The organism is Candidatus Gracilibacteria bacterium, assembly GCA_010119145.1.
Classification (GTDB): Bacteria; Patescibacteriota; Gracilibacteria; order BD1-5; family UBA6164; genus JAACSU01.
This window is the reverse complement of the sequence record JAACSU010000007.1, coordinates 660,745-681,630: the sequence shown is the minus strand read 5'-3', so window position 1 is coordinate 681,630 and position 20,886 is coordinate 660,745. Positions and strand designations below refer to the sequence as shown.

The window sequence follows — 20,886 nt, the reverse complement described above, 5'->3', positions numbered from 1 at the left end:
AATGAAAAAAAAGATAGCATTTGTAGCACCAGTTAGATGATGATGACCATATGAGTTATATAAAAATCTAGTTAAAGAGTTGAATGATAACTATGAGGATATTGATTGTAATTTTGTTTCTTGAGTAAAACCTTGGCTACAATTACATATAAATAGAGATAAATATGAGATTATTATTTCATCAATTCCTTTTTTATGGAAACCTATATGATCAAAATTTATCTTAAATATTAATGGTATTTTTTGGAAAGAACTAAGTTTTTCCCTCTGATGAATTATTGCATTATTGTATCCCTATAATTCATTATTTGCTGATAAGATTATTTATTCATCTGATTTTTTGAGAAAAAAGATAGGTTACTGAAAAATTAAATCTGATGTTATTTATCCATTTGTAATAAAAGAAAATCATAATCATAAGAAAAATAATTTTCTAAAAGAAAAAAAGGAAATTAACATGCTCACAGTCACAAGTTTTTCGTTTTTAGATAAAGCCAAAGGAGTTATTGATATAATTAAAAAATTACAAATTATAGATTGTGATAAAAATATTACTTTTACAGTGGTTTGAGGAGGGAAATATCTAAAATATATAAAAAAACAAGTTTCAAGTCTTGAATTAGATAAAAATATCAACATATTATTTACTTGAATGCTAAATAAATCTGAGGTTTATAACTTGTATATCAGTTCAGATATTTTTATTTACTCAACTTTCCAAGACACTTTTTGAATATCAATTATTGAAGCTATGAGTTTTTGTCTGCCAGTAATTTTAAATAACTATATTTTATTTAATGAAATTTTTCCTAATATTCTAAGAGTAGATGATTCAGAAGATTTTATAAATGTTCTAAATAATCTCATAAATAATTCTGATTTTTATGAACATTCTATTAAACAATCCTTAATAACATGTAATACATACTCATCTACGAATATTGTTCCCCAATGGTATAAAAAAGTAATTATAAATAATTTTTAGATTATTTTATAAATAGTTTTCTATAAATAGGAGCTAAAAAGTCATAAAATCAAAGTTTTTGACTTAAAGAAGTGAGAGAAAGGAGAATATTATTTTTTATAAATAAATATCGTAAATATATATAAGTGAGGTGTTTATTTATTTTTTTTCAACTTCATATATTTATATCATCAATAGAAAAACTTAAGAGTACTTTTTTTTGAGCATCCTTTATTTCTTTATGGAAGAGTGACTTCTTTTTTATACTATCTTGATTTCCGTGTATTCTATAGTCTACAAGATTTTCTGAAAGATTTATAAACTTATATCATCACTTTAAGCATCTTAACCACATATCATAATCTTGAGTTGTTTTTAACTTTGTATTGAAATATCATATATTTGTAAATACTTCCTTAGGAATGAGAAGAGTGCAACCATTGAGAGCGAAAGTATTTGAAATCAGTCCAAAAAATACATCCTCTATTTTATTTGGACTATTTATGTTTTTCAAGAACTCTCACGTCTCTGATATAAGTTTATAATCTGTAAATATTATATTTTTTCAACTATCAATGCTTTTTAGATGCTCAATACTTTTTTTAATTTTATCTTCGTGATAGATATCGTCATGAGATAACCAAGATATATATGCTCCATTTGATTTTTGTATTCAGTAGTTTAGTGAACTTGAAACTCATCAATTATCTTTGTAGAAATATTTTATTTTGTCATTAAAAGAAAGTGCTACTTTTTCAGTTTCTCAATTGTCATTAGAACCATCATTTACTACTATAATCTCTATATCTTTATAGCTTTGATTGAGTGCACTATTTATAGCCAGTTCTAAAAAATTAGCTCAGTTGTAAACTGGAATAATGATTGATACTTTCATAAAGTAGATTAAAATTTATCTAAAAGTGGCTTGAGTGACTTTTCCCATGTAAATTCTTTAATACAAATATCTTTAATTCACTGATAATCTGATATATTCATTTCGTTAGTTTTCTCTATTATATTTGTTAGTTTAGACTTTAAATTTCATAGATCATCAAAGAAAATTGTAAATTTTTCAGGATAATTCTGTCTTATAGTTCATACATCTCTGCTCAACATTACATTTCAACAATACATTGCATCAAACTGAACATTTGGTTCTCACTCTGAGAGGGAAGTGATAATGAATATTTTAGATTTGTTCAGAAGTTTATATAAATCTTTTTTGTCATATATAAATCAATGTAATATTATTTTATTTTTTAATTCTGGTTTCAGCTTTAAAAGATGATTGATTTTATCTTGAAAGTTTGTATGAATTTCTCAAATAAATTGAATATTCCAATTTTTTAAAAAATCATTATTTTCTTCTAATAGCATGTCAATAATAATCTCAAAATTTTTCTCCTTAGCTCCAAATCTTCAGCAAAGAGTAATAATATTTTCTTTTTTTAAAATTAATTCATCATTTTCTAGTTCAACAGCTCAACAAGGAAGGAACATAAATTTATTCTGAAATTTAGGAAATCGATTTTTAAAATATTTAAGTAAAGTTTTATCTTCTAGTCCTAATACATTTATATTTTTTAAGAAAATTCTTAAAATTATGTTTGGTATTATATTTAAACTAGTCCTTGTATCTATTCAATTTCTTAATAAAGACGAATCAGATTTTACATAGATAAATCATGTTTTATTAAAAAATTTATAAATTATAGAGATGAATAGTGTATCTCTTTTAATTCAGTACAAGTGTAAAATATCAATCTCCTTAGATTTTGTTATTAACTTCCATAAAAGAGAAATAATATTTTTACTTCATTCATATTGTGTACCCTCAACTGATAATCTCTTCGCTTGTTTATTTAATGACCAAAAAGAGAAATTAAATCACTTTACTTTTTTAAAAGTCTCTCAAATTTGAATTATGTCTTTTCAATAAAATTTCCGATCAATATGATTATATAATGGGAGTAAAGTAACTATTTTCATACGATTTTTATATATATATTATAGACTACTTTTTTATAGAAATTTGCATTCCAAATATTATTTATGTTGAAATTTTCTATTCAGGCAATAGATAGTATATTCCTTCTAATATATATCTCAATTCTATAAAACACATTGGGTTTACTATATGTGACTCAATTCAAACTAGATTTTGATTTTTGAATGATTAAAAACCTAGAAATAAGCTCAATCCATTTTTCAATCATCTTGTTAATATTTATTTCTTTATTCATTATTACTTCTCTTGGTGTATAGAAATTTTTATGCTTCAAAAAAATAAATATTGATTGTTCTAAATCATTTCAAAATATTCATAATTTATTTTTTTCTCATTGAGTGAATTCTTGGAATATTCAAATGTCTCTCATAATGATTGGAACATCACAAAGTGCTGCCTCTATTGCAGCTAAGCACTGAGTTTCAACTTTAGATCCTAATATAAAGAAATTAGCACAATTAATAAGCTCAGAAAGAATTTCTTGAGATACTTGAGAAAAAAAACTAATTTTTTCACTTTTAAATTCTTCTTTATATTTACTCACAATAATCCAATGAGATATTGATGTGTCTGAAATTATTATGTTTTTAATCTCATCCCATCATTTTGCCTCATTTAAACTTCATACAAATATTCAAACATCTCAGTTTGGGATTCAATATTTATTTCTTAATTCAGACTTATTTTGTGGTTTAAATATATTTTCATCTACTCAAATAGCTAAAACTTCAGAATCATAATCTGAATAAGACTCTTTAGTATAAAGTGAATTACTGATTATTAAGTCTGATTTTTTTAAGTTATCTTCTTGTAATATAGTACTATATCACATTTTTCTTATGTCATCTTGTAGATACATAATTGTTGGAATCTCGTTATCCATTTTTTCTATAAAAGTAGCATTTTGAATTATCAAACCTGTATTTCTATATTTCTCTTGGATAAGTGAATTTACTTTTTTACCTAAATTACCTTCTTTTCAAACAATCCTTTTATCTATTCAAAACACATTTCAAGGGAGTTTTTCTATTAAATAATTCCATAATACCTTTTCTCACATAGTTCATCAAACTATGTCATTGTATATACAAATATTTAACTTGTTTTCAATTTCATTTTTAAGATTATAAGATAATTCTCCAGCTTGAAAATGATATACTATAGAGTCAAAAGAAGTAGTATGATTGATTCAATGCAATTTTAATTTCTCAATCAGTGCCTCATCTCAGGTATAAGAAATTTTTTCTCATTTTTTTGCAATAATCGGTTTATATAAATCCGATCAATCTAATATGTTTCATTCCGGATATCATCATACTTTAAGAAAATCAGATTTCTTAATAAATAAAGGCATATATAATCCACCGTTTTTTAATATATTCTCTTGTTTATAATGATTTGTAAACTCGAGAAATTTAGATTCTTGATAATTAAAAAATTCTGTACCAAAGTTTTTTTCTAGTCAGTATTTTCAAGATAAATATTTACCTGATTCAATAAGCCTTGATGCGATGCAATTAGTTCAGTTGTATTTATTTGTAAGATTTGGTAGCCAATCGTTTGAAAAAGCCATATCAGAGTTAATAAAAACAACATATTCTCACTTTGCTTTTTCTACTCAATAGTTATATCATCTATAAACATTATTAATATACCACTCTTCTTTTTGAACTTCGTTAGATTCAAATATGTGATGTGGGATATAATTATGAACCAAATAATTTTTTACTTCAAGTGATGCATTATTAGCAATAAAAAAGAACTCTACATTTCACATATCAGTATGTTTTAATACTTGATTATATATGAAATCTAACCATTCATTGCTTTTATAAATAAGACATATAATAGAAATTTTTGGCTTGAAATCTAAGAATTTATTTTCCATATTTTTTATTTCCAATCTAAATGATTTTTTCTTTTTCTACAAATTGTTACTCATGGATGCATAGGTATTGTCATCATTTCGTATCTATCTTTTTCTTGTGTTAATTCTTTTATTGCTAGGTATCAATCTCAACAATAACCACTTTCTGTAAATTTTTTATTTCTTGGAAATCAATCATGAAGCAGAATGACTCATTGATCCGAAACCAAATTGAAATAGTTATCAAAATCTAATTTCACAGATTCTTTTGAATGGTTTGCATCAATGAATAATAAATCTATTTTCAAGTTTTGTTCTTTTAATTTTAAATAACATTCATCTGTGGTCATGTTATAAAATGTAGTTTTATCAGTTTTTTTCATATATTTTCAAGCATCAGTTGATAAATCAACTCAAATTAATTTCTTAGAATGAGGAATAATTCTATTAAATAATTCACATTTATATAATCATAGTTCTACATATACATTTGGTTTTAGTACCTTTGCTAAATGAACAATAAAATCTTCGTGCCAATTATCATTTGAACTTTTTATTAATAATTTTTTAAATTTTTGAAACATTTTTTGCATTTTAGTTATCGTTAAAATTACTATCCTCTATTTTATATGTGTGCCAATATTTAGTTGTAAGTGACATTCTTTTAGTAAGTGCAGGTCAATTGTAATCATCCAATGTCATAGGTTCAACTATACTTCCTCCTAGCTTTGCGTATTCAAACATAGATATTTCTCTATCTCAACAAATATGAATTATTGGTAAATTTGTTTTAGTCTCTATTATTTCCAATATTCCTTTTGCAACTCACTGTGCAAATAAATATGTTCCGAAACGATCTGTGAAGGCTTTAGGATATTCCCAAGGCATTGTTGTAAAATTTGTTCTAGCTATAATAGTTTGAAAAATATCTGAATTATAAGATTTAATTATTTCTTCTGCTATAAGTTTTGTGAGACCATAATAATGTTTCGGAGCAGGAATACTATCCTCGTCATACATAAAGTCTTCCTCTCAGCTAAAAATACATGCAGATTGTAGATAAATAAATTTCTTAACTCAATGTTTTTTTGATATTTCAACTAAATTTCTCGCTGCAAGGACATTTGTGTTCCATGCAAGATCTTTATTCTCTTCACATTTTGGAATGGATGCAAGAGCTGCAAGATGAATAATTGTATCTGGTTTAAATGTAACTATATATTGTTCAATATCTTTACTGTCTAAAATATCCATCTCTTTTCTACTAGGAAACAGTGCTTGAGGCAATATTTTTTTAAATGCTTTTCCAAGTCTTCAAGTACCTCATGTTATAAGAATTATATTAGTGTCAGTCATAAATATATGAAACAAGTAATTATAAAAAGTATAACAAAAATGACTATAATTCACAGTTAATATTTTTAATAGCACTTGTTTGCTCTTGCTATCAATATATTATAATCTATAATATATTAAAAATGCTTAATCATATTAAATATGAAAACTTTAGAGAGAGATTGGCAGCAAATAACACAGGTATGAATAAAAGAAATTAACTTTGATATTAATCCAAAGCTTTTATGAATACGTGATGCTTTTAATGATGATGTAAATAAAATCCTCTCGGAACAATGAAAAGTGAAACGAGCAGGAACTAATAGGTGAGTTGATGGATATGAAGATTTTATTCAGACAACGAATGGAAATATTATTATAAATCCTAAAATTGAAGTTAAAAATTGAATAGTTAACATATTAGAAGCTCAGATAGGGAAATATGAGACCTATCATGCATTTAACAATTTGAGATCTGGTAATAAAAATGGAATTAAAAGTCTTAATTTACAATCTTATAAATATGAAGTTTTATCAGCTTGAGGTATATTTTATGATCCTGAAAAAGAATCATTTTATTTGTATAAAAGACCTGACAATTCTCAAGAAGCAGCTGGACAAATTGATATAATCTGAGGGTGTATGAATACTAAAGATTGAATAACTGAAGAAGGGAAAATAGACCCTGCATTTTATACAGCTTCTCGACTCAGTTCTAAGTGAGGAATAGATATTACGCCCGATACATTACAATTTATGTGAGTTCAAAAATTTCAAAAAAGAGGATTTCAAAACCTTGTTTATCTTGCTGTTTTAGAACCTTGAATTTCAGAGCAATTAAATTTCAAGAATGTATCAGAAATACCATTATCTCAAGTTGAGCAATATATGAGTCAAGATAATCCTGGTTGAGCAGGCTTATCAATCATACTCTCTCATCCTATGTTTTGTGATAATTGATATGGTCCTGAAATAATGAAAGATAGAATATAGTAATTAAAGAGCTTTAAAGCTCTTTAATTACTCAGAAATCATCAGTCTTGAAGCATCTGTTTTATTTCGATTTTATTCATAAGTTCATCATTGGAAGTGTATTTGTGTTCAACCATCTTAGGATATTTGTCATACTGCTTTTCCAAACTATGAGTCATAGGAAGAATAATTCTAAAATTATCACTCTCTACTGTGTTTATTGATTCATACTCAGATACAAGTTCTTCGTGAAGTTTTTCTCAAGGTCGAATTCATATAACCTCATAATCTAATTCTTTTTTATAATAATCAGCCAGCACTTGAGCAATATCAAGAATATTACAAGCAGGCATTTTAGTTACAAATATCTCTCATCAAAAACATTGTTCTGTTGCTTTAAAAACAAGTCAAATTGCTTGTTCTAAAGTCATAAAATATCGGGTCATTCAGATATCAGTAATTGGTAGTTTTTTATCTGTATTTTTAAGTAAATCCTTAAAAAATGGGATAATTGAGCCATTAGTTCACATTACATTTCATGCTCTTATACAAACAAACTTAGTAGTAGAATGTTCATCGTTGGCTTGAATCATAAGTTTTTCTCAAAGAGACTTGCAACTCCCATAAACATTTATTGGATTACATGCTTTGTCTGTCGATACATCTATTACAACTGAAACATTATTGAGTTTAGCTGCTTTCACTACATTTTCAGTTCCTGTAACATTTGTTTTCACACTTTCTTCTGGGTAATCTTCACAAACAGGTACGTGTTTTAAAGCAGCAAGATGAAATACATAATCTACATTTTTCATACATTCCATTAGTCTGGTAAGATCTCTTACATCACCAATTGCATATTTTATATTTTTATAGTCAGAAAATTTTCGAGACATCATAACTTGAGCTAGCTCTCATCTTGAATAAATTATTATTTGTTTAGGATTATACTTTTCAAGAAGTTGTTTTGTGAGTTCATTACCCCATGAACCTGTCCCACCAGTTATGAGAATTCTTTTATTATTGAAATCTAGATGCATAATATGTATGTTAAATATGACGTAATATATTTTTTAAAATTTTTTCAGAAACATTCAAGTCCTTATAATCAGATGGAATCTCTCATATGCTTGTATTGATTGCAACTTCGAATGCTTGAACAATCTCTTCATATCTAGTGCCACTAAGTACCATAGAATTATTTTCTAAGAGCTCTGGTCGTTCTGTCGAAGTTCTGAGTAATATACAAGGAGTTTTAAATATAGAGCATTCTTCCGGCACCGTTCCACTATCAGATAAAACACAAGTAGCAAATTTCTCTAGGCTTATAAATTCTGAAAAAGTAAATGGAAGATGTCATTCTATGTAATCTCACAACTTAATATCATATTTTTCAAGCATATTTTTTAATTTCGGATGCAGCGAGAGAACAACTTTTTGTTTTTCTGAAATTTTTCTTAATGCTGAAAATATTTCTTCTAATTTATTTTTATCAATCAGATTTTCATGTCTATGGAGTGTTACCAATACATATTTCTCTTTAGATATATTTTCTATAATAGTATATTTTGATATAACCTCAGAAATTGGATTTCAAGTCACTATAATTTTACTTGGATGATATCATTCTAAGAGGAGATTTTCACGACTTCTCTGGGTATAAGGCAATAAATAAGTTGAGAGAGAATCAATAATTTTACGGTTATTTTCTTCTGGAACTGTTTCATCAAAACATCTATTTCCTGCCTCCATATGAAAAATAGGCACTCAGTACATTTTTCCTACATAGGCAGAAAGTGCAGAGTGAGTATCTCAAAGTATTAAAATAGCATCTGGTTTTTCCTTAATGATGACTTTTTCTACATCAAGATACATTTGACCTATAAATGCTAAACCATTTTTTCAGATTTGATTAAATTGGTAATCTGGAAGACGAATATTTAAATCAGTAAAAAAATTATCATGTAACTCTTTCGTAAAGTTTTGTCAGGTGTGAACAAAAATATGTTGAGTATGTTTATCCAGCAATTTAATAATTTCACTCATTCGTATGAGTTCTGGCCTAGTTCCGACTATTGTAAGTATTTTTTTCATATTATTTCCGTAGTTTTTTTATTTCGCTATAAAAATTCTGAAACATACTATAGTTTATTATAAAAAATATACAAAAATAAATAAGTGAAGTTCATAGTAATATAAAAAATCAAAATATCCTAGATATATTGAAAGTAAAATATGTAAAATTTCAAAATATATAAAGTATTATAAAAGATAATACTCATAAAAATAATACATTTTTTATTATATTTATTTTATCTAACTTAAGAGGATAATCGTCTCTCGTAAAATATTCAGTTGCTCCCCACATGTATATCCAACCAATTCAGGTAGCTATTGCGGCTCAAATCACTCAAAATAAATATATGAATATAATGTTAGTGACAAAATTTATTCATACAGCAGCGAGAACAATTTTAAGTCTTTCTTTAACTTTTCACACTCAAGCAAGAATACTAAAATTAATTTGTAGTAAAAAATTAAAAACAAGAAATAGGACAGAATATTGTAGTATAACTCCAGAAGTTAAATACTTTATTCAAAATAGGACATACGCTATTGGAAGAGAGAAAGTAAATAAAAATATATTAAATGCTAGTCCAATAATTAAAAAATTGTTTGTAAATATACTTTTTACGAGTGTGATTTTATCATTTTCTCACTTACTATGTAACTCTGAGAAAACAGGGAATAACAATCCAAAAATTGGACCTATAATCATAAATGGAATTGATATTATGGAGAGGTAGTTGGTATAATATCAAGCGTCAGTCGTTCCAAGCATGAAAATTATCATTTGCATATCTATTTGACTGAGTATAACTCAAGCCTGACTTCATAAAAATACTAATCCTCAATATTTAAAAATAGTTATGAATAAATCTTTATCCCAGAGTATTCTCTCATTTTGAAAATATAGTTTGAAATATTTAAAATAAAATAATGTTACTGCAAATATAATTCAAATATATATCCCTAATACCCATGTATAACTATAATTTACGAGTGAACCGTAATCCATCATAAATACTCATACAGTAAGAAGGAGTGTACAAATCATTCTAATCAGCTCGATTGATTTTTGAAGAAAAGTATTTTGGATAGATTGTAGAAAAACTGTCAAAATTTGTAAGACATTTATTCCAAGAAAATAAAATGCAAATACTTTGAGTGATCAAGCTGCAGCAATAGATTTAAAATAATGTTCTGATATATAATCAGCTCAAAAATAGAAAAATAAAGCAATTGATATTCCTGTACTCATCTGAGCAATCAAGGCATATAACAAAATACTTTTTACTTTATCAAATCGTTTTTCAGTAACAAATTTTGGAACAAAATGGTTGATGCTTTCCGTCATTCAAAAATCATTATATGCAGAAATCATAGTGATGAGACTAATAATTCCATAGAGTATTCATAGTTCACTTACACTGAGTTCTCAAGAAACTATTATTTTTATAATATAGCCCATCGGAGCTATAATAAAACTAAAAATATAGAGCCACACTCATTTTTTTATGAATTTCTCAGCGAGTGATCAATGTTGGTCAATCATGAATGATACAAGTATTTAAATATTACAGTTCAGTATACTCAAAAAAAATATCTTCCAAATTTGGAAGATATTTTTATATTAAAATTATTTAATTGAAGCAGCTATTAAATCTGCAATTCATTTTTCAAATGGTCATGGTATTATTTTTTCAGGACTTGGATTTTCTACAGCGCTTGCAAGTGCCTTCGCTGCTGAAATTTTCATTTCATCTGTAATATTATTAACTCTTTTTTCTAGTGCTCATTTAAATATTCCAGGAAAAACTAATACATTATTTATTTGATTTGGGTAGTCACTTCTTCCGGTAGCAACTATTTTTGCTCATGCTTCATACGCATCTTCAGGCATAATTTCTGGAATAGGATTAGCCATAGCAAAAATAATAGCATCTGAATTCATAGTTTGAACCATTTCTTTTGTGAGAACTCAAGGAACAGAAACTCATATAAATACATCAGTTCATATAACAGCGCTTTCGAGTCATCATTTTATACATCATTCTCCATCCGGATTGAGAATACACATGGTATTAGTCAAATCAGTGAGCATTTCTTTCACTGGATTAAGTCACTCTCTCCCTTTATAAATAGTTCAACTGCTATCAACTACCACTATATTTTTTACTCAATACTTAAGAAGAAGTTTTGTAATTGCAACTCAAGCAGCTCATACTCAGTTTATAACTACTTTTATGTCTTCTTTTTTCTTTCAAACTATTTCAAGTGCATTTATAAGTCACGCGAGACACACAATTGCAGTTCCATGTTGATCATCATGAAAAACTGGGATATCAAGTTCAGCCTTCAGTCTTTCTTCTATTTCAAAACATCTCGGAGCAGAAATATCTTCTAAATTGATACCTCCAAAAACTGGGGCTATGTTTTTTATAGTTTTTATAATTTCTTCTGTGTCTTGTGTATCTAGAACGATAGGAAATGCATTTAAACCAGCAAAATTTTTAAAGAGTGCACATTTTCATTCCATAACAGGAAGGGCTGCTTCTGGGCCTATATTTCAAAGACCTAGAACTGCTGAACCATCAGAAATAACGGCCACTGTATTTCCTTTCATAGTATAGTCATACACGCTGTCCTTATTTTTTGCAATTTGAAGACATGGCTCTGCTACTCCAGGAGAGTATACTGTTGAGAGATCATCTTTCGTATTAATTTCTGCTTTTAAATAGGTTCAAATTTTTCATCGCAGCTTTTTATGGAGCTCAAGTGATTTTTGTGAATAGTCTGACATACAGTACAATATTTTAAGAATTATTTTTTCATGAAAATATAATGTATGAAAAGATAGAGAAATGTAAAGACTCTCGACATATAAAACTTTTACAATCTATACAAAAATCATACTATTGTCACAATAGCTCTACTTTATAATATGTATTCATGCATTATATTTCACGTTTTGTATTTTTGATTCTGACAGCCTGTGTAAGTTTTTATCTTTATTATATAGTATTTCCATTTCATTGAGAATCTAAAGATTTTTTCTGACTCTATATACTTCTTGTTGCTGTTTTATATGGGTCTTATAAACTATTTGAAATATGATTTATTGAACAGCAAAGTTGATTTACCATTTATAAAATTGTTTGAATATTTTTCTCTCAGTTATTTTTACTCTGTCTTTTGTATTTTTGACTTACGGGTCTTAGTATAGGACTTTGAGTGTTTCTGTTCCTCAAACTTACTGGATTATTACTCATACTCTCATTATTTTGGTTTTTGATTTATACTTTGTGACTCAGTGTCATAAAAAAAATATTAGATGTTTCTAAATTTGATTCATTGATAGTATTTCTGATGTCCTTTGGAATATGATTTGTTATATTTATGCTATGAGTATTTATTATTGCAGCAACGTGATTGTATTTAGGCCTAGCGATTGCTATTTGGATTTTAATTTGTGCTGGTATCTGATATAAAGAATGTATCCCTGAGCTATCAAAATTATCTCGAGTTACCATTTGAAATAAAATAGATGGTTCTTTAAGTGTTGAGAGAATAATTAATGAAGTGCAAGTTTGAATAATCAGTTTTTTTCTCTGAATCAATTTTATAAATGTATACAGACCATTTCCAATTGGTTGGGATGATTTAGGAGTATATATGAACTATCCAAAACTTCTTTCTCAAGCTTGAGAGTTACTCCCACTTGGGAAAATGTATGGCTGGGAGCTCTTTAGTGGAATCTGATTTTTATTTGGAAGTCAAACCTATGCGTTTCTACTCAATTCTTTCTCGTGAGTAACTGTTGTAGTTATCGCGTATGTTGCATTGAAGTATATCATTTGAGAGCATAAAAAATATTTTTCTCTTCCATTACTCGGAATCATAGTCCTTCTTATGCTTCCTATGAGTGTATTTCAACTCGCAAAAGATATGAAGTTAGATTATGGTTTACTTACATTTTCTATCATTCCATTTACACTTTTATATTCTTATATTTCAGAAGCTCATATAACGAGAAGTAAAACGAGATACATATATTTATTTATTATCTGAATACTTATTTGATTTATTTTTACTATAAAAGTCACTTCACTTCTTGTTCTATTAGCTGGTTTTTGAATGATATTTTATAAAAGATTTCAGCTTTCTGGTTTTTTTGTTTATTTCTTGTTGTTTCTCAGTATTTTTACATTCTGAAATCTCTGGAAGATAATGAATGTTGCAATAGATGTTAGCTCCCAAACTCGAATTATTATTTCCTTGATATTCTTAGTTCTTGCATGAGTGATATTTTGATATTCGTATCTGAAAAATAAAAATATTCTCAGTGATTATATTAAAATAACTATTGAGATAGGTTTTCTTATCCTAGGTTTTTTTCTCATACTCAGTCCTTGGTTTATTAAAAATATCTCTGAAAGGGAAGCGGATTTACCTGTAAGTATTTGATATATACTTTGATGATACTCTCAGGATTTTTTAGCAGATTATTCAAATCTTTATACACCTAATGAACTTGCTCAGATACAGTCTAATGGAGATGCCAGGATGAATAATGAATGAACTACAAATAATGAAGATTTTGGACGCTATTTTGGGTATGAAGAAGGTATAAATAATTATCTAAAGCTTCCATTTAATTTAAGTTTTCAACTTAATCAAAAATGAGAATTTACAGATATTAGTTTTATATTTTTCGCACTTCTTCCCATATTATTTTTATTCTTGGTTTTCAAAAGGATTCAGTATATGTATATTTTCGCTGGTATAATTGCATTGGTATTTGTGTATTATATTCCTAGTTCTGTATCTGCAGTTATTACACAAGCATTCTCAAATTTCTGACTTCCTGGATGATATATACTCATTGTTTTATTTTATGTATTTCCACTAATGTATTTATACTATACATTGGAAAAAAATAATCATAATAACAATATTCTTTCAGTCTTAAGTTTTTTAAGTATTTATTTATTACTTTGGGCTGTTTCCGCATTTTGAATTGTTTGGTACGGAATAGTAATGTATTTTGTATTTATAGTGCTCATTTTACTTTTAGTGAATACTTTTGAGCACTCCCTAGAATCTCAAAATCAAGGTATCAAAAAATATTCATGATCACTGAGCTACATAGTGGCTTGAATCATTGCTGTATATTTATTATCTTCAGCAATACCTCACTGAATTACTAACCTAAAAACTGCGTGATATTCAGATTATAAAATATGACTTCAAACTGAAGAAGCTGCAGTCTTTGAGTTTCATCCAGATTATTTTAATATTTTGTATAATCTTAATTTAGGAAAAGGTGAACAAAATGATTTTTTTGTTTCAAGTAGAAATAAATTACTAGAAATTATTGATGACGATCCAAATAACATCGACGTAGTTGAAATGGTTCGTGATATAAAGGACATTGAAAGACTATTTCAGGTTTTACAACAATTAACTCGTTACAACATTGAATGAGGACTCAATGAAGACATAGAGAGCCTTCTTCAAGAGATGTATGTAACTATTCTTTACCCCAAACAAGAACAAAGAAACACACAGGTTATATATAGAGTTGGGACATTCTTAAAATATTTTATAACGGAAAATAGTTCAAGAATAATGGAAGATTCTCTTCTCACTGCTTTTGATGAGTATATATATGATGAAAACTTAGATGTGAGCCATGAACGATTTAGAAAACTCTGACTGAGATATATTTTATTAGATCTCAATGCAGCGACCATAGATCAAGATCCTGAAAAAAGATTAACTCAAAGATATGAACATCTCCTTGCTTTCCTTACACATCCTAAAGTTGAACTCATAAGCAGCGATAGCGTTTGCTTGAAGCTAGCCAATGATGTATTTAAAGATAATAAAAACCTAAAATCCTATATTGAACTTGCGGGAGTAAATTATGGGTCAGTAGAAATGAGGACTCAAAAAGTAGAGAGCTGTTTGGAATCTATTTCAAGGGTAATTTCAAAAAATATGGTTACAGAAAATAAATATGAATATCTACTTCCTTATAAAAATGTTGTAATACAATCAGAAACTGATGTTAATAATTTTGATGAAGTAAAAAAGACTCTTACTCCATATATGCAAATGAGTTACAAGGCATTATATGAAGTCTTAGATTAATAAGATTAGCTATAGGTAATAAAAAATTGACATACTTTTTATATTTACTATCCTGTCGATATATTATTGGATTATATGAATTATTTTGGCAATATTTTTAGTTACCTTTCGTGAAACATTAGAAGCTTCCATCATTGTAGGACTTATATTTTCACTGTTACAAGTATTTTGAGTTTCTTTTAAAAGAAAAAGATATATAGGTGTTTGAATTGCAGCTTGAATTTTATGAAGTGTTATTTTTGCATTTTCATTTCAATATCTGTTTTGAGCTTTTGAATGAAACTCTGAAAAAATTTATGAATGAGTACTCATGATACTTTGAAGTTTATTTATTACTCGTTTTGTAATATGGACTCAACATCATTTTCATAATATTTGAACAAATGTAAAAAAAATCTCAGATCAATTCAAGCAGAGTGATCAGTTATGGTATCTCTCTTTATTAGTAGCCTTGAGTGTCCTAAGAGAATGAGTTGAAACAGTGATTTTTCTCAATGCATTGAGTTTTAGTTCAGAAAAATGAGATATAGTATTAGCGATTTTAGGAATTATTTGAGCTTTAATTATTTCCGTCATTTTGTATATAAGCTTAAAGAAAGTAGAGATTCAAAAATTACTCGTTTTCACTAATATATTTTTTATATTTATTGCTTGAGGTCTTTTGTCACACGGGATTATAGAGTTTCAGCAAGCATGAGTATTACCAAATTTTATAAATCCTTTGTATGACATTTCTGGAATTCTTTCTGAAAAGCAATGACTAGGTAGTATTCTTAAAGCAGCTATTCATTATGATGCTAATCCATCACTTCTGTCTTTCTTAGCATATATAAGTTATATGTGAATAGTATTTACCTTATTTTTTAAAAATAAAAAAGAGAGATAATATCTCTCATTTTATTAATTAATTAATAATACTGTTCATCCATTCATTGTATTTCTCGTCGCTTTCCATCTCTAGTATGGAAATTTCTGGAGTATCATAGGGATGATTTTTTTTGATATAACTGAGTAGTTTTTCTTTTTTTTCTGGAAGTGTTTTTATGAGTAAGATTAATTCACTAGAACTTGTGATTTTTCCCTCCCACATATAGAAAGACTTAACGTTATTGATTCTATTGACGCATCAAGCAAGTCTTCCACCAATTATTCACTGAATAAATTTTTTACATTCTCTTGGGGTGTTTGGATATGTAGTTTTTATAAGAAGCATTACTTTTTTTTAATTCTATTAATCTAATTATAGCAAAAATTGAGAATTTGCATTATTTTTTACTCTATAATATGTCTCATATCCTTTTATAAGGACTCAAACGAGATCTCAGTATAATTCTGGAATATTTAATGATTGAGCTAATCTCAGTAAAAACTCGTCAGTATTTTTTAATTTTCTCAGTCTTTTTTCATTATCATATCTATATTCCGGCATAGTTCTCAGATTATGAATTCGATCTACAATTCTAACAATAGCTATATCTCGGGCTAATTGTGTTAATTGTTCTGAACTTAGCATTTCTCACAAATTTTTATTTGATTGCTGGGTTAATTTTTCAATTAGTGTTTTTATATCATAAAAATCTTTGTAATACATCTCATCTCTTGAAAATTTTTGCTCGAGTCTTACGGATTTTATATCATTTATTTTTGATTTTTTTCTTGATTCATCAATATGCGGAACTTTTTGTTTTGTGAGAAAATTTACTCAAAGTGCAACTTCATATCAGTCCTCACGTAAAATATCTAAAAAATTCACTTTCTTCATTGATTTAGTATCTTTATGTAAATCTTCTATATCATCATGTCTGAGTGCTATTATTAATCAGGAAATTGTTGCATATTTTCAAGCATAGAGAATATAAAGCTTCGCTACTTCATAGAGATGACTATGATATTCTCTATATTCACCCGTAAGTCTTGTAAGTCATTGAAAGTTTTCTTCAGTTTTTTGACAGACTTGAAAAATTTTTTCAAAAAAATAAAACTCCAAATCATCATCTGATTGGAGCTTTTTAAAACTAATATTATTCTGTATACAATCTCTTAAAAAATCTAAGAAGGCATCTCAATAGATTGATAATGAGTTCATTCAGTATATTTCTCAATTATCTTGCATGAGCTGTATTATAAATGAGTGATATACATATTGTATATCAAACTACTAATATATCAAATATATAAGCATTTTCTTATATTATATATTAATTCGAATAATTTTCCCAAAAATTGTTCCTAAATTTGCTGTATTCTCAATTTTGGATTGCTATTCTAGCTCCATTTCCTATTTCTATTAAAAATGCGAGATTGTGATACGAAAGGAGTGATTTTCAGTACATTTCGTCTTCATTTATGAGATGTCTGATATATCATCTTGAATAACTTTTACATACTTTACACGGACACTTGTCATCAAGTTTCAAATCTGAAAGCTTATGTTTTTCATTTTTTATTCGTACGTTTCCATACGTTCAAAACGCAAGTCAATGCCTTCCAACACGAGTAGGGAGGACACAATCAAACATATCTACTCATCTATAAATTCACTCGATTAAATCCTCTGGTGTACCAACTCACATCAAATATCTCGGTTTATTATCTGGAAGAGTCTCTTTCATCACATCAAGTATTCTGTACATATCTTCTTTTGATTCTCAAACGGAGAGTCATCCTATTGATATACCAGGAGTATCAAGCTCGGATATAAATTTAGCAGACTCTTTACGTAGATCATCAAAAACGACTCATTGTACTATTCAAAAAAGAGCTTGTTCATGTAATCCAGAATTCTTTCTCAGTTCATTATTTTTAAGCCACTGAGTCTTACTTCTTTCTGCCCACCTGTGAGTTCGGTTCATGGCAGCCCGAGCATATTCTCGAGTGCTTTCTCATGGAGCACATTCATCAAATGCCATAATAATATCTGCTCCTATATTTGATTGAATATCCATCACTTTTTCAGGAGTGAAATAATGCTTACTTCCGTCTATAAAACTTCGAAAATGTACGCCATCTTCAGTTATTTTAACGAGAGAATTTCATTCTCTCGTTTTTCATAACGAAAACACCTGAAATCAACCACTATCAGTAAGTATAGGTTTATAATAGTTTTGAAAACTGTGTGATCATCCAAAATGCTTCACTATTTCATCTCAAGGTCTGAGGTATAAGTGATAGGTGTTATTGAGAATAATTTGTGCTCACATTTCATCCAAGTTTTCAGGTGAGATTCATTTCACTGTCGCTTTCGTACCTACTGGCATAAAAACAGGAGTTTTAATATTTCCATGTGATGTTTCTATGGTTCATGCTCTTGCAAATCAATCAGTGTTTTCTAAAGTGTATTTGAACATACTATGAATTAAATATATATAAAAAAGATACAAATAAATGTATCTTCGTATTTTAAATGTATTATATAAAGAAAAAAATTATTCTCCAAGTTGTTTTCGTAATTCTTCTGTGTTTTCAATTAATTTTTGATTTCTTTCTTTTATTTGAGTTGGGGTATAAAAACTATGACCTTGAATAATATCAAGTGCTGCATGGTGCCAATCGGGATCTCTTATTTTTATTTTTTTGATCGTCTCCCTTTCATGTTTCAGCTTAGAGGCTATGTCAAAAAAATCTTCTCTTCACAGATTATCCATATCTGCATCTTTTATAATCTTTTCTAAGAGAGTTTTGGGTTCTTTTTCTGGAGCTGTTGCAAGTATAAGATGTTCTATGATTTTAATTTTGTCTTCTGGATATAGAATTGTTTTAAGAAAATTTTGAGCTATTTTTGCTCCTATATTTTCATTATTATCGTACTGTATCACAAATCATGTATCGTGAAAGAGGGAAGCAATACAAAGAAGCTCGATATCACTACTCTCACATCATTCCATAGTGGCGAGATACATAGCTCGTTCCATTACACTCAATGCATGTTCATAATGATGATAATAGAGTTCATCAAGAGGAAGCATGAGATAATTTACGTAGTTTTTGACGTCAATAATGAGATTTTTATTCATCGATAATCTGATACTAAAATAGTTTTACTATATCATTATATGCTATTAGAAATGAAAGTGCAATGAGAAGAATGAAGAAAAATATATGAGTAAGATTTTCAATTTTTTGAAGAGAAGCATTTTTTCAAAAGATAGATTCAAGGAAACTACGAATCCATAAAAGTGCAATTCTTCCTCCATCTAGAGCCGGAATTGGTAAAAGATTAAATACTCAAAGATTCACAGATATCACTGCAGCTAAGATTATTAAGAGTGTAAATCCTCATGCAAGAGATTGTGTTATGATACTAACTATTCCAATAGGTCATGCTACTTGATCAAGGGCTTCTTGTCTTTGGACAGGTGTTTCTGGAGCAAATATGTTTTTCACCAAAATTCAAAGTCCTGATAACGTGAGTCTACTTTGGTAGTATGTCTCTAAAAAACCAAATTTTAAAGAATCTATAATTCCAAATTTATACTCAAATCATTCCTCAAGTTGCAAGTTTGGAGCTAAATAGGAACCTATCATATTTTCGCTGTTTGGAGAGAGTTGTACTTCTAGAAATTCTATTATGGGACAAGTTTCTCACTCTGTTTCTCCTGGAGAACATTCTATTATTCTTTGAATATATAAACTGAGTGGAGAATTCAAGGGATTTTCCTTGATATATGATTGAAGTTCAGATATATCTGAAAATATAATATTATTCATCCGTAATAATATATCTCATTCTTGTATTCATGCAGCTTGTGAAACCGAATCTTCAATTGGATAGAGAAGTATTCCAGGGTTTTTGGTAATCAGTCCAGATTCAATCGCTTGGTCAATTGTTGGAATAATCTTAGATGGAAGCTCTGTAGGTATAACGGAGTTTATCCCAATAGGTTGTACTCACATAAAAAATAATCCCGTAAAAATGAATCCTGCAAGTAAAAAGTTCATAATAACTCACGCTAAAAGAACAGAAGTTTTTTGGAAGATATTTTTTTCATAAAAGTTAGCTCAAGCATTATGATTTTGAATATGTGATTCTAGAAATTTTCTCTCAATTTTTTTAATTTCTTTTCCATTCACGTCATAAATATCTTCGTGTTTATGCAGTCTCTTTTGTATTTGTTCTAGTGTAAGATGTTTTCATTTTCATGAATAATACCGAAACTCTATTTCAGATTCTCACGCTATTTTAACAAATCCTCACAATGGAATCCAGTTGAGTGAAAATAAAGTTCAATATTTATTTTTCCAGAGTTTTTTTGCTCTCGGAGGTATTCATAGACCAAATTCTTCAACGTGTATACCAAAAAATCTAGCTGTTTGATAATGTCAATACTCATGGAAAAGTACAATGATACTAAAAATAACAATACTCACGAGAATTCAGAGGAATATCATAGCCTATAGAATCAAAAATTAATAGACTCATAGTATCGTATTTTAAGCCAAGTGCAATATTATTTCTTCAAGTCTTTATTTTTGATTTTTATAGCATATTATTGTATAATATTTAAAATATTCTTAAATAGAGAA

The 20,886-nt window shown here is 27.8% G+C and carries 18 protein-coding genes; 4 read left to right on the top strand and 14 right to left on the bottom strand.

Annotated features, from left to right (window positions below):
• Position 1: 1 nt before the first annotated feature.
• Complete coding sequence (locus GW846_03775) at positions 2 to 985, top strand: glycosyltransferase family 4 protein (protein NDK09872.1); 984 nt, start codon at positions 2 to 4, stop codon at positions 983 to 985.
• 1 nt (position 986) lies between these two features.
• On the opposite strand, the gene GW846_03770 is transcribed toward GW846_03775, so the two are convergent.
• The 5 genes from GW846_03770 to GW846_03750 are packed head-to-tail and all read right to left on the bottom strand — an operon-like array spanning position 987 to position 6,195.
• Positions 987 to 1,859, bottom strand: a complete 873-nt coding sequence (locus GW846_03770) for a glycosyltransferase (protein NDK09871.1) — start codon at positions 1,857 to 1,859, stop codon at positions 987 to 989.
• A gap of 8 nt (positions 1,860 to 1,867) precedes the next feature.
• Positions 1,868 to 2,953: a glycosyltransferase gene (locus tag GW846_03765; GenBank protein NDK09870.1), complete on the bottom strand. Its 1,086-nt coding sequence runs from the start codon at positions 2,951 to 2,953 to the stop codon at positions 1,868 to 1,870.
• Positions 2,944 to 4,860, bottom strand: coding sequence for a glycosyltransferase (locus GW846_03760; GenBank protein ID NDK09869.1), 1,917 nt, complete (start codon positions 4,858 to 4,860; stop codon positions 2,944 to 2,946). The genes GW846_03765 and GW846_03760 overlap by 10 nt, the downstream gene beginning before the upstream one ends.
• A 5-nt stretch (positions 4,861 to 4,865) precedes the next feature.
• Positions 4,866 to 5,423 carry a class I SAM-dependent methyltransferase gene (locus GW846_03755; protein ID NDK09868.1) on the bottom strand — a complete coding sequence of 186 codons (558 nt, stop codon included), beginning with the start codon at positions 5,421 to 5,423 and terminating at the stop codon, positions 4,866 to 4,868.
• Positions 5,424 to 5,433: 10 nt separating this feature from the next.
• The gene (locus GW846_03750) at positions 5,434 to 6,195 is read right to left on the bottom strand and encodes an NAD(P)-dependent oxidoreductase (protein NDK09867.1); all 762 of its coding nucleotides are present in this window, start codon (positions 6,193 to 6,195) and stop codon (positions 5,434 to 5,436) included.
• Positions 6,196 to 6,336: 141 nt separating this feature from the next.
• On the opposite strand from GW846_03750, the gene GW846_03745 reads away from it, so the two are divergent.
• On the top strand, positions 6,337 to 7,167 hold the full coding sequence (locus GW846_03745; GenBank protein ID NDK09866.1) for a hypothetical protein: 831 nt from the start codon (positions 6,337 to 6,339) through the stop codon (positions 7,165 to 7,167).
• 23 nt (positions 7,168 to 7,190) lie between these two features.
• Here GW846_03745 and GW846_03740 read toward each other — a convergent pair whose 3' ends face one another.
• From GW846_03740 to GW846_03725, 4 genes are all read right to left on the bottom strand, one after another.
• Positions 7,191 to 8,186, bottom strand: coding sequence for a polysaccharide biosynthesis protein (locus GW846_03740; protein ID NDK09865.1), 996 nt, complete (start codon positions 8,184 to 8,186; stop codon positions 7,191 to 7,193).
• 10 nt (positions 8,187 to 8,196) lie between these two features.
• Positions 8,197 to 9,240, bottom strand: a complete 1,044-nt coding sequence (wecB, locus tag GW846_03735; GenBank protein ID NDK09864.1) for a UDP-N-acetylglucosamine 2-epimerase (non-hydrolyzing) — start codon at positions 9,238 to 9,240, stop codon at positions 8,197 to 8,199.
• Position 9,241: 1 nt separating this feature from the next.
• A complete protein-coding gene (locus GW846_03730) occupies positions 9,242 to 10,762 on the bottom strand; it encodes a polysaccharide biosynthesis protein (GenBank protein NDK09863.1) in 1,521 nt (506 codons plus the stop codon).
• A gap of 84 nt (positions 10,763 to 10,846) precedes the next feature.
• Entirely contained in the window at positions 10,847 to 12,010 is a 1,164-nt protein-coding gene (locus GW846_03725; protein ID NDK09862.1) for an NADP-dependent malic enzyme, read from the bottom strand.
• A gap of 149 nt (positions 12,011 to 12,159) precedes the next feature.
• Here GW846_03725 and GW846_03720 point away from each other — a divergent pair, with 149 nt between their 5' ends.
• Both GW846_03720 and GW846_03715 read left to right on the top strand, forming a co-directional pair.
• Positions 12,160 to 15,363 (top strand): hypothetical protein, encoded by a 3,204-nt coding sequence (locus tag GW846_03720; protein NDK09861.1) that lies wholly within the window; start codon positions 12,160 to 12,162, stop codon positions 15,361 to 15,363.
• Between the two features lie 85 nt (positions 15,364 to 15,448).
• Entirely contained in the window at positions 15,449 to 16,249 is an 801-nt protein-coding gene (locus GW846_03715; protein ID NDK09860.1) for a high-affinity iron transporter, read from the top strand.
• 18 nt (positions 16,250 to 16,267) lie between these two features.
• Here the strand turns inward: GW846_03715 and GW846_03710 are convergent, their stop codons facing one another.
• The 5 genes from GW846_03710 to GW846_03690 all read right to left on the bottom strand — a co-directional run bounded on the left by GW846_03710 (position 16,268) and on the right by GW846_03690 (position 20,751).
• Positions 16,268 to 16,576 (bottom strand): divalent-cation tolerance protein CutA, encoded by a 309-nt coding sequence (locus GW846_03710; GenBank protein ID NDK09859.1) that lies wholly within the window; start codon positions 16,574 to 16,576, stop codon positions 16,268 to 16,270.
• A gap of 27 nt (positions 16,577 to 16,603) precedes the next feature.
• On the bottom strand, positions 16,604 to 17,476 hold the full coding sequence (locus GW846_03705) for a hypothetical protein (protein ID NDK09858.1): 873 nt from the start codon (positions 17,474 to 17,476) through the stop codon (positions 16,604 to 16,606).
• Between the two features lie 85 nt (positions 17,477 to 17,561).
• Positions 17,562 to 18,710 (bottom strand): tRNA guanosine(34) transglycosylase Tgt, encoded by a 1,149-nt coding sequence (gene tgt, locus GW846_03700; GenBank protein ID NDK09857.1) that lies wholly within the window; start codon positions 18,708 to 18,710, stop codon positions 17,562 to 17,564.
• 78 nt (positions 18,711 to 18,788) lie between these two features.
• Positions 18,789 to 19,376: an HD domain-containing protein gene (locus tag GW846_03695; GenBank protein NDK09856.1), complete on the bottom strand. Its 588-nt coding sequence runs from the start codon at positions 19,374 to 19,376 to the stop codon at positions 18,789 to 18,791.
• 13 nt (positions 19,377 to 19,389) lie between these two features.
• Positions 19,390 to 20,751: a hypothetical protein gene (locus GW846_03690; GenBank protein NDK09855.1), complete on the bottom strand. Its 1,362-nt coding sequence runs from the start codon at positions 20,749 to 20,751 to the stop codon at positions 19,390 to 19,392.
• Between the last annotated feature and the right edge of the window lie 135 nt (positions 20,752 to 20,886).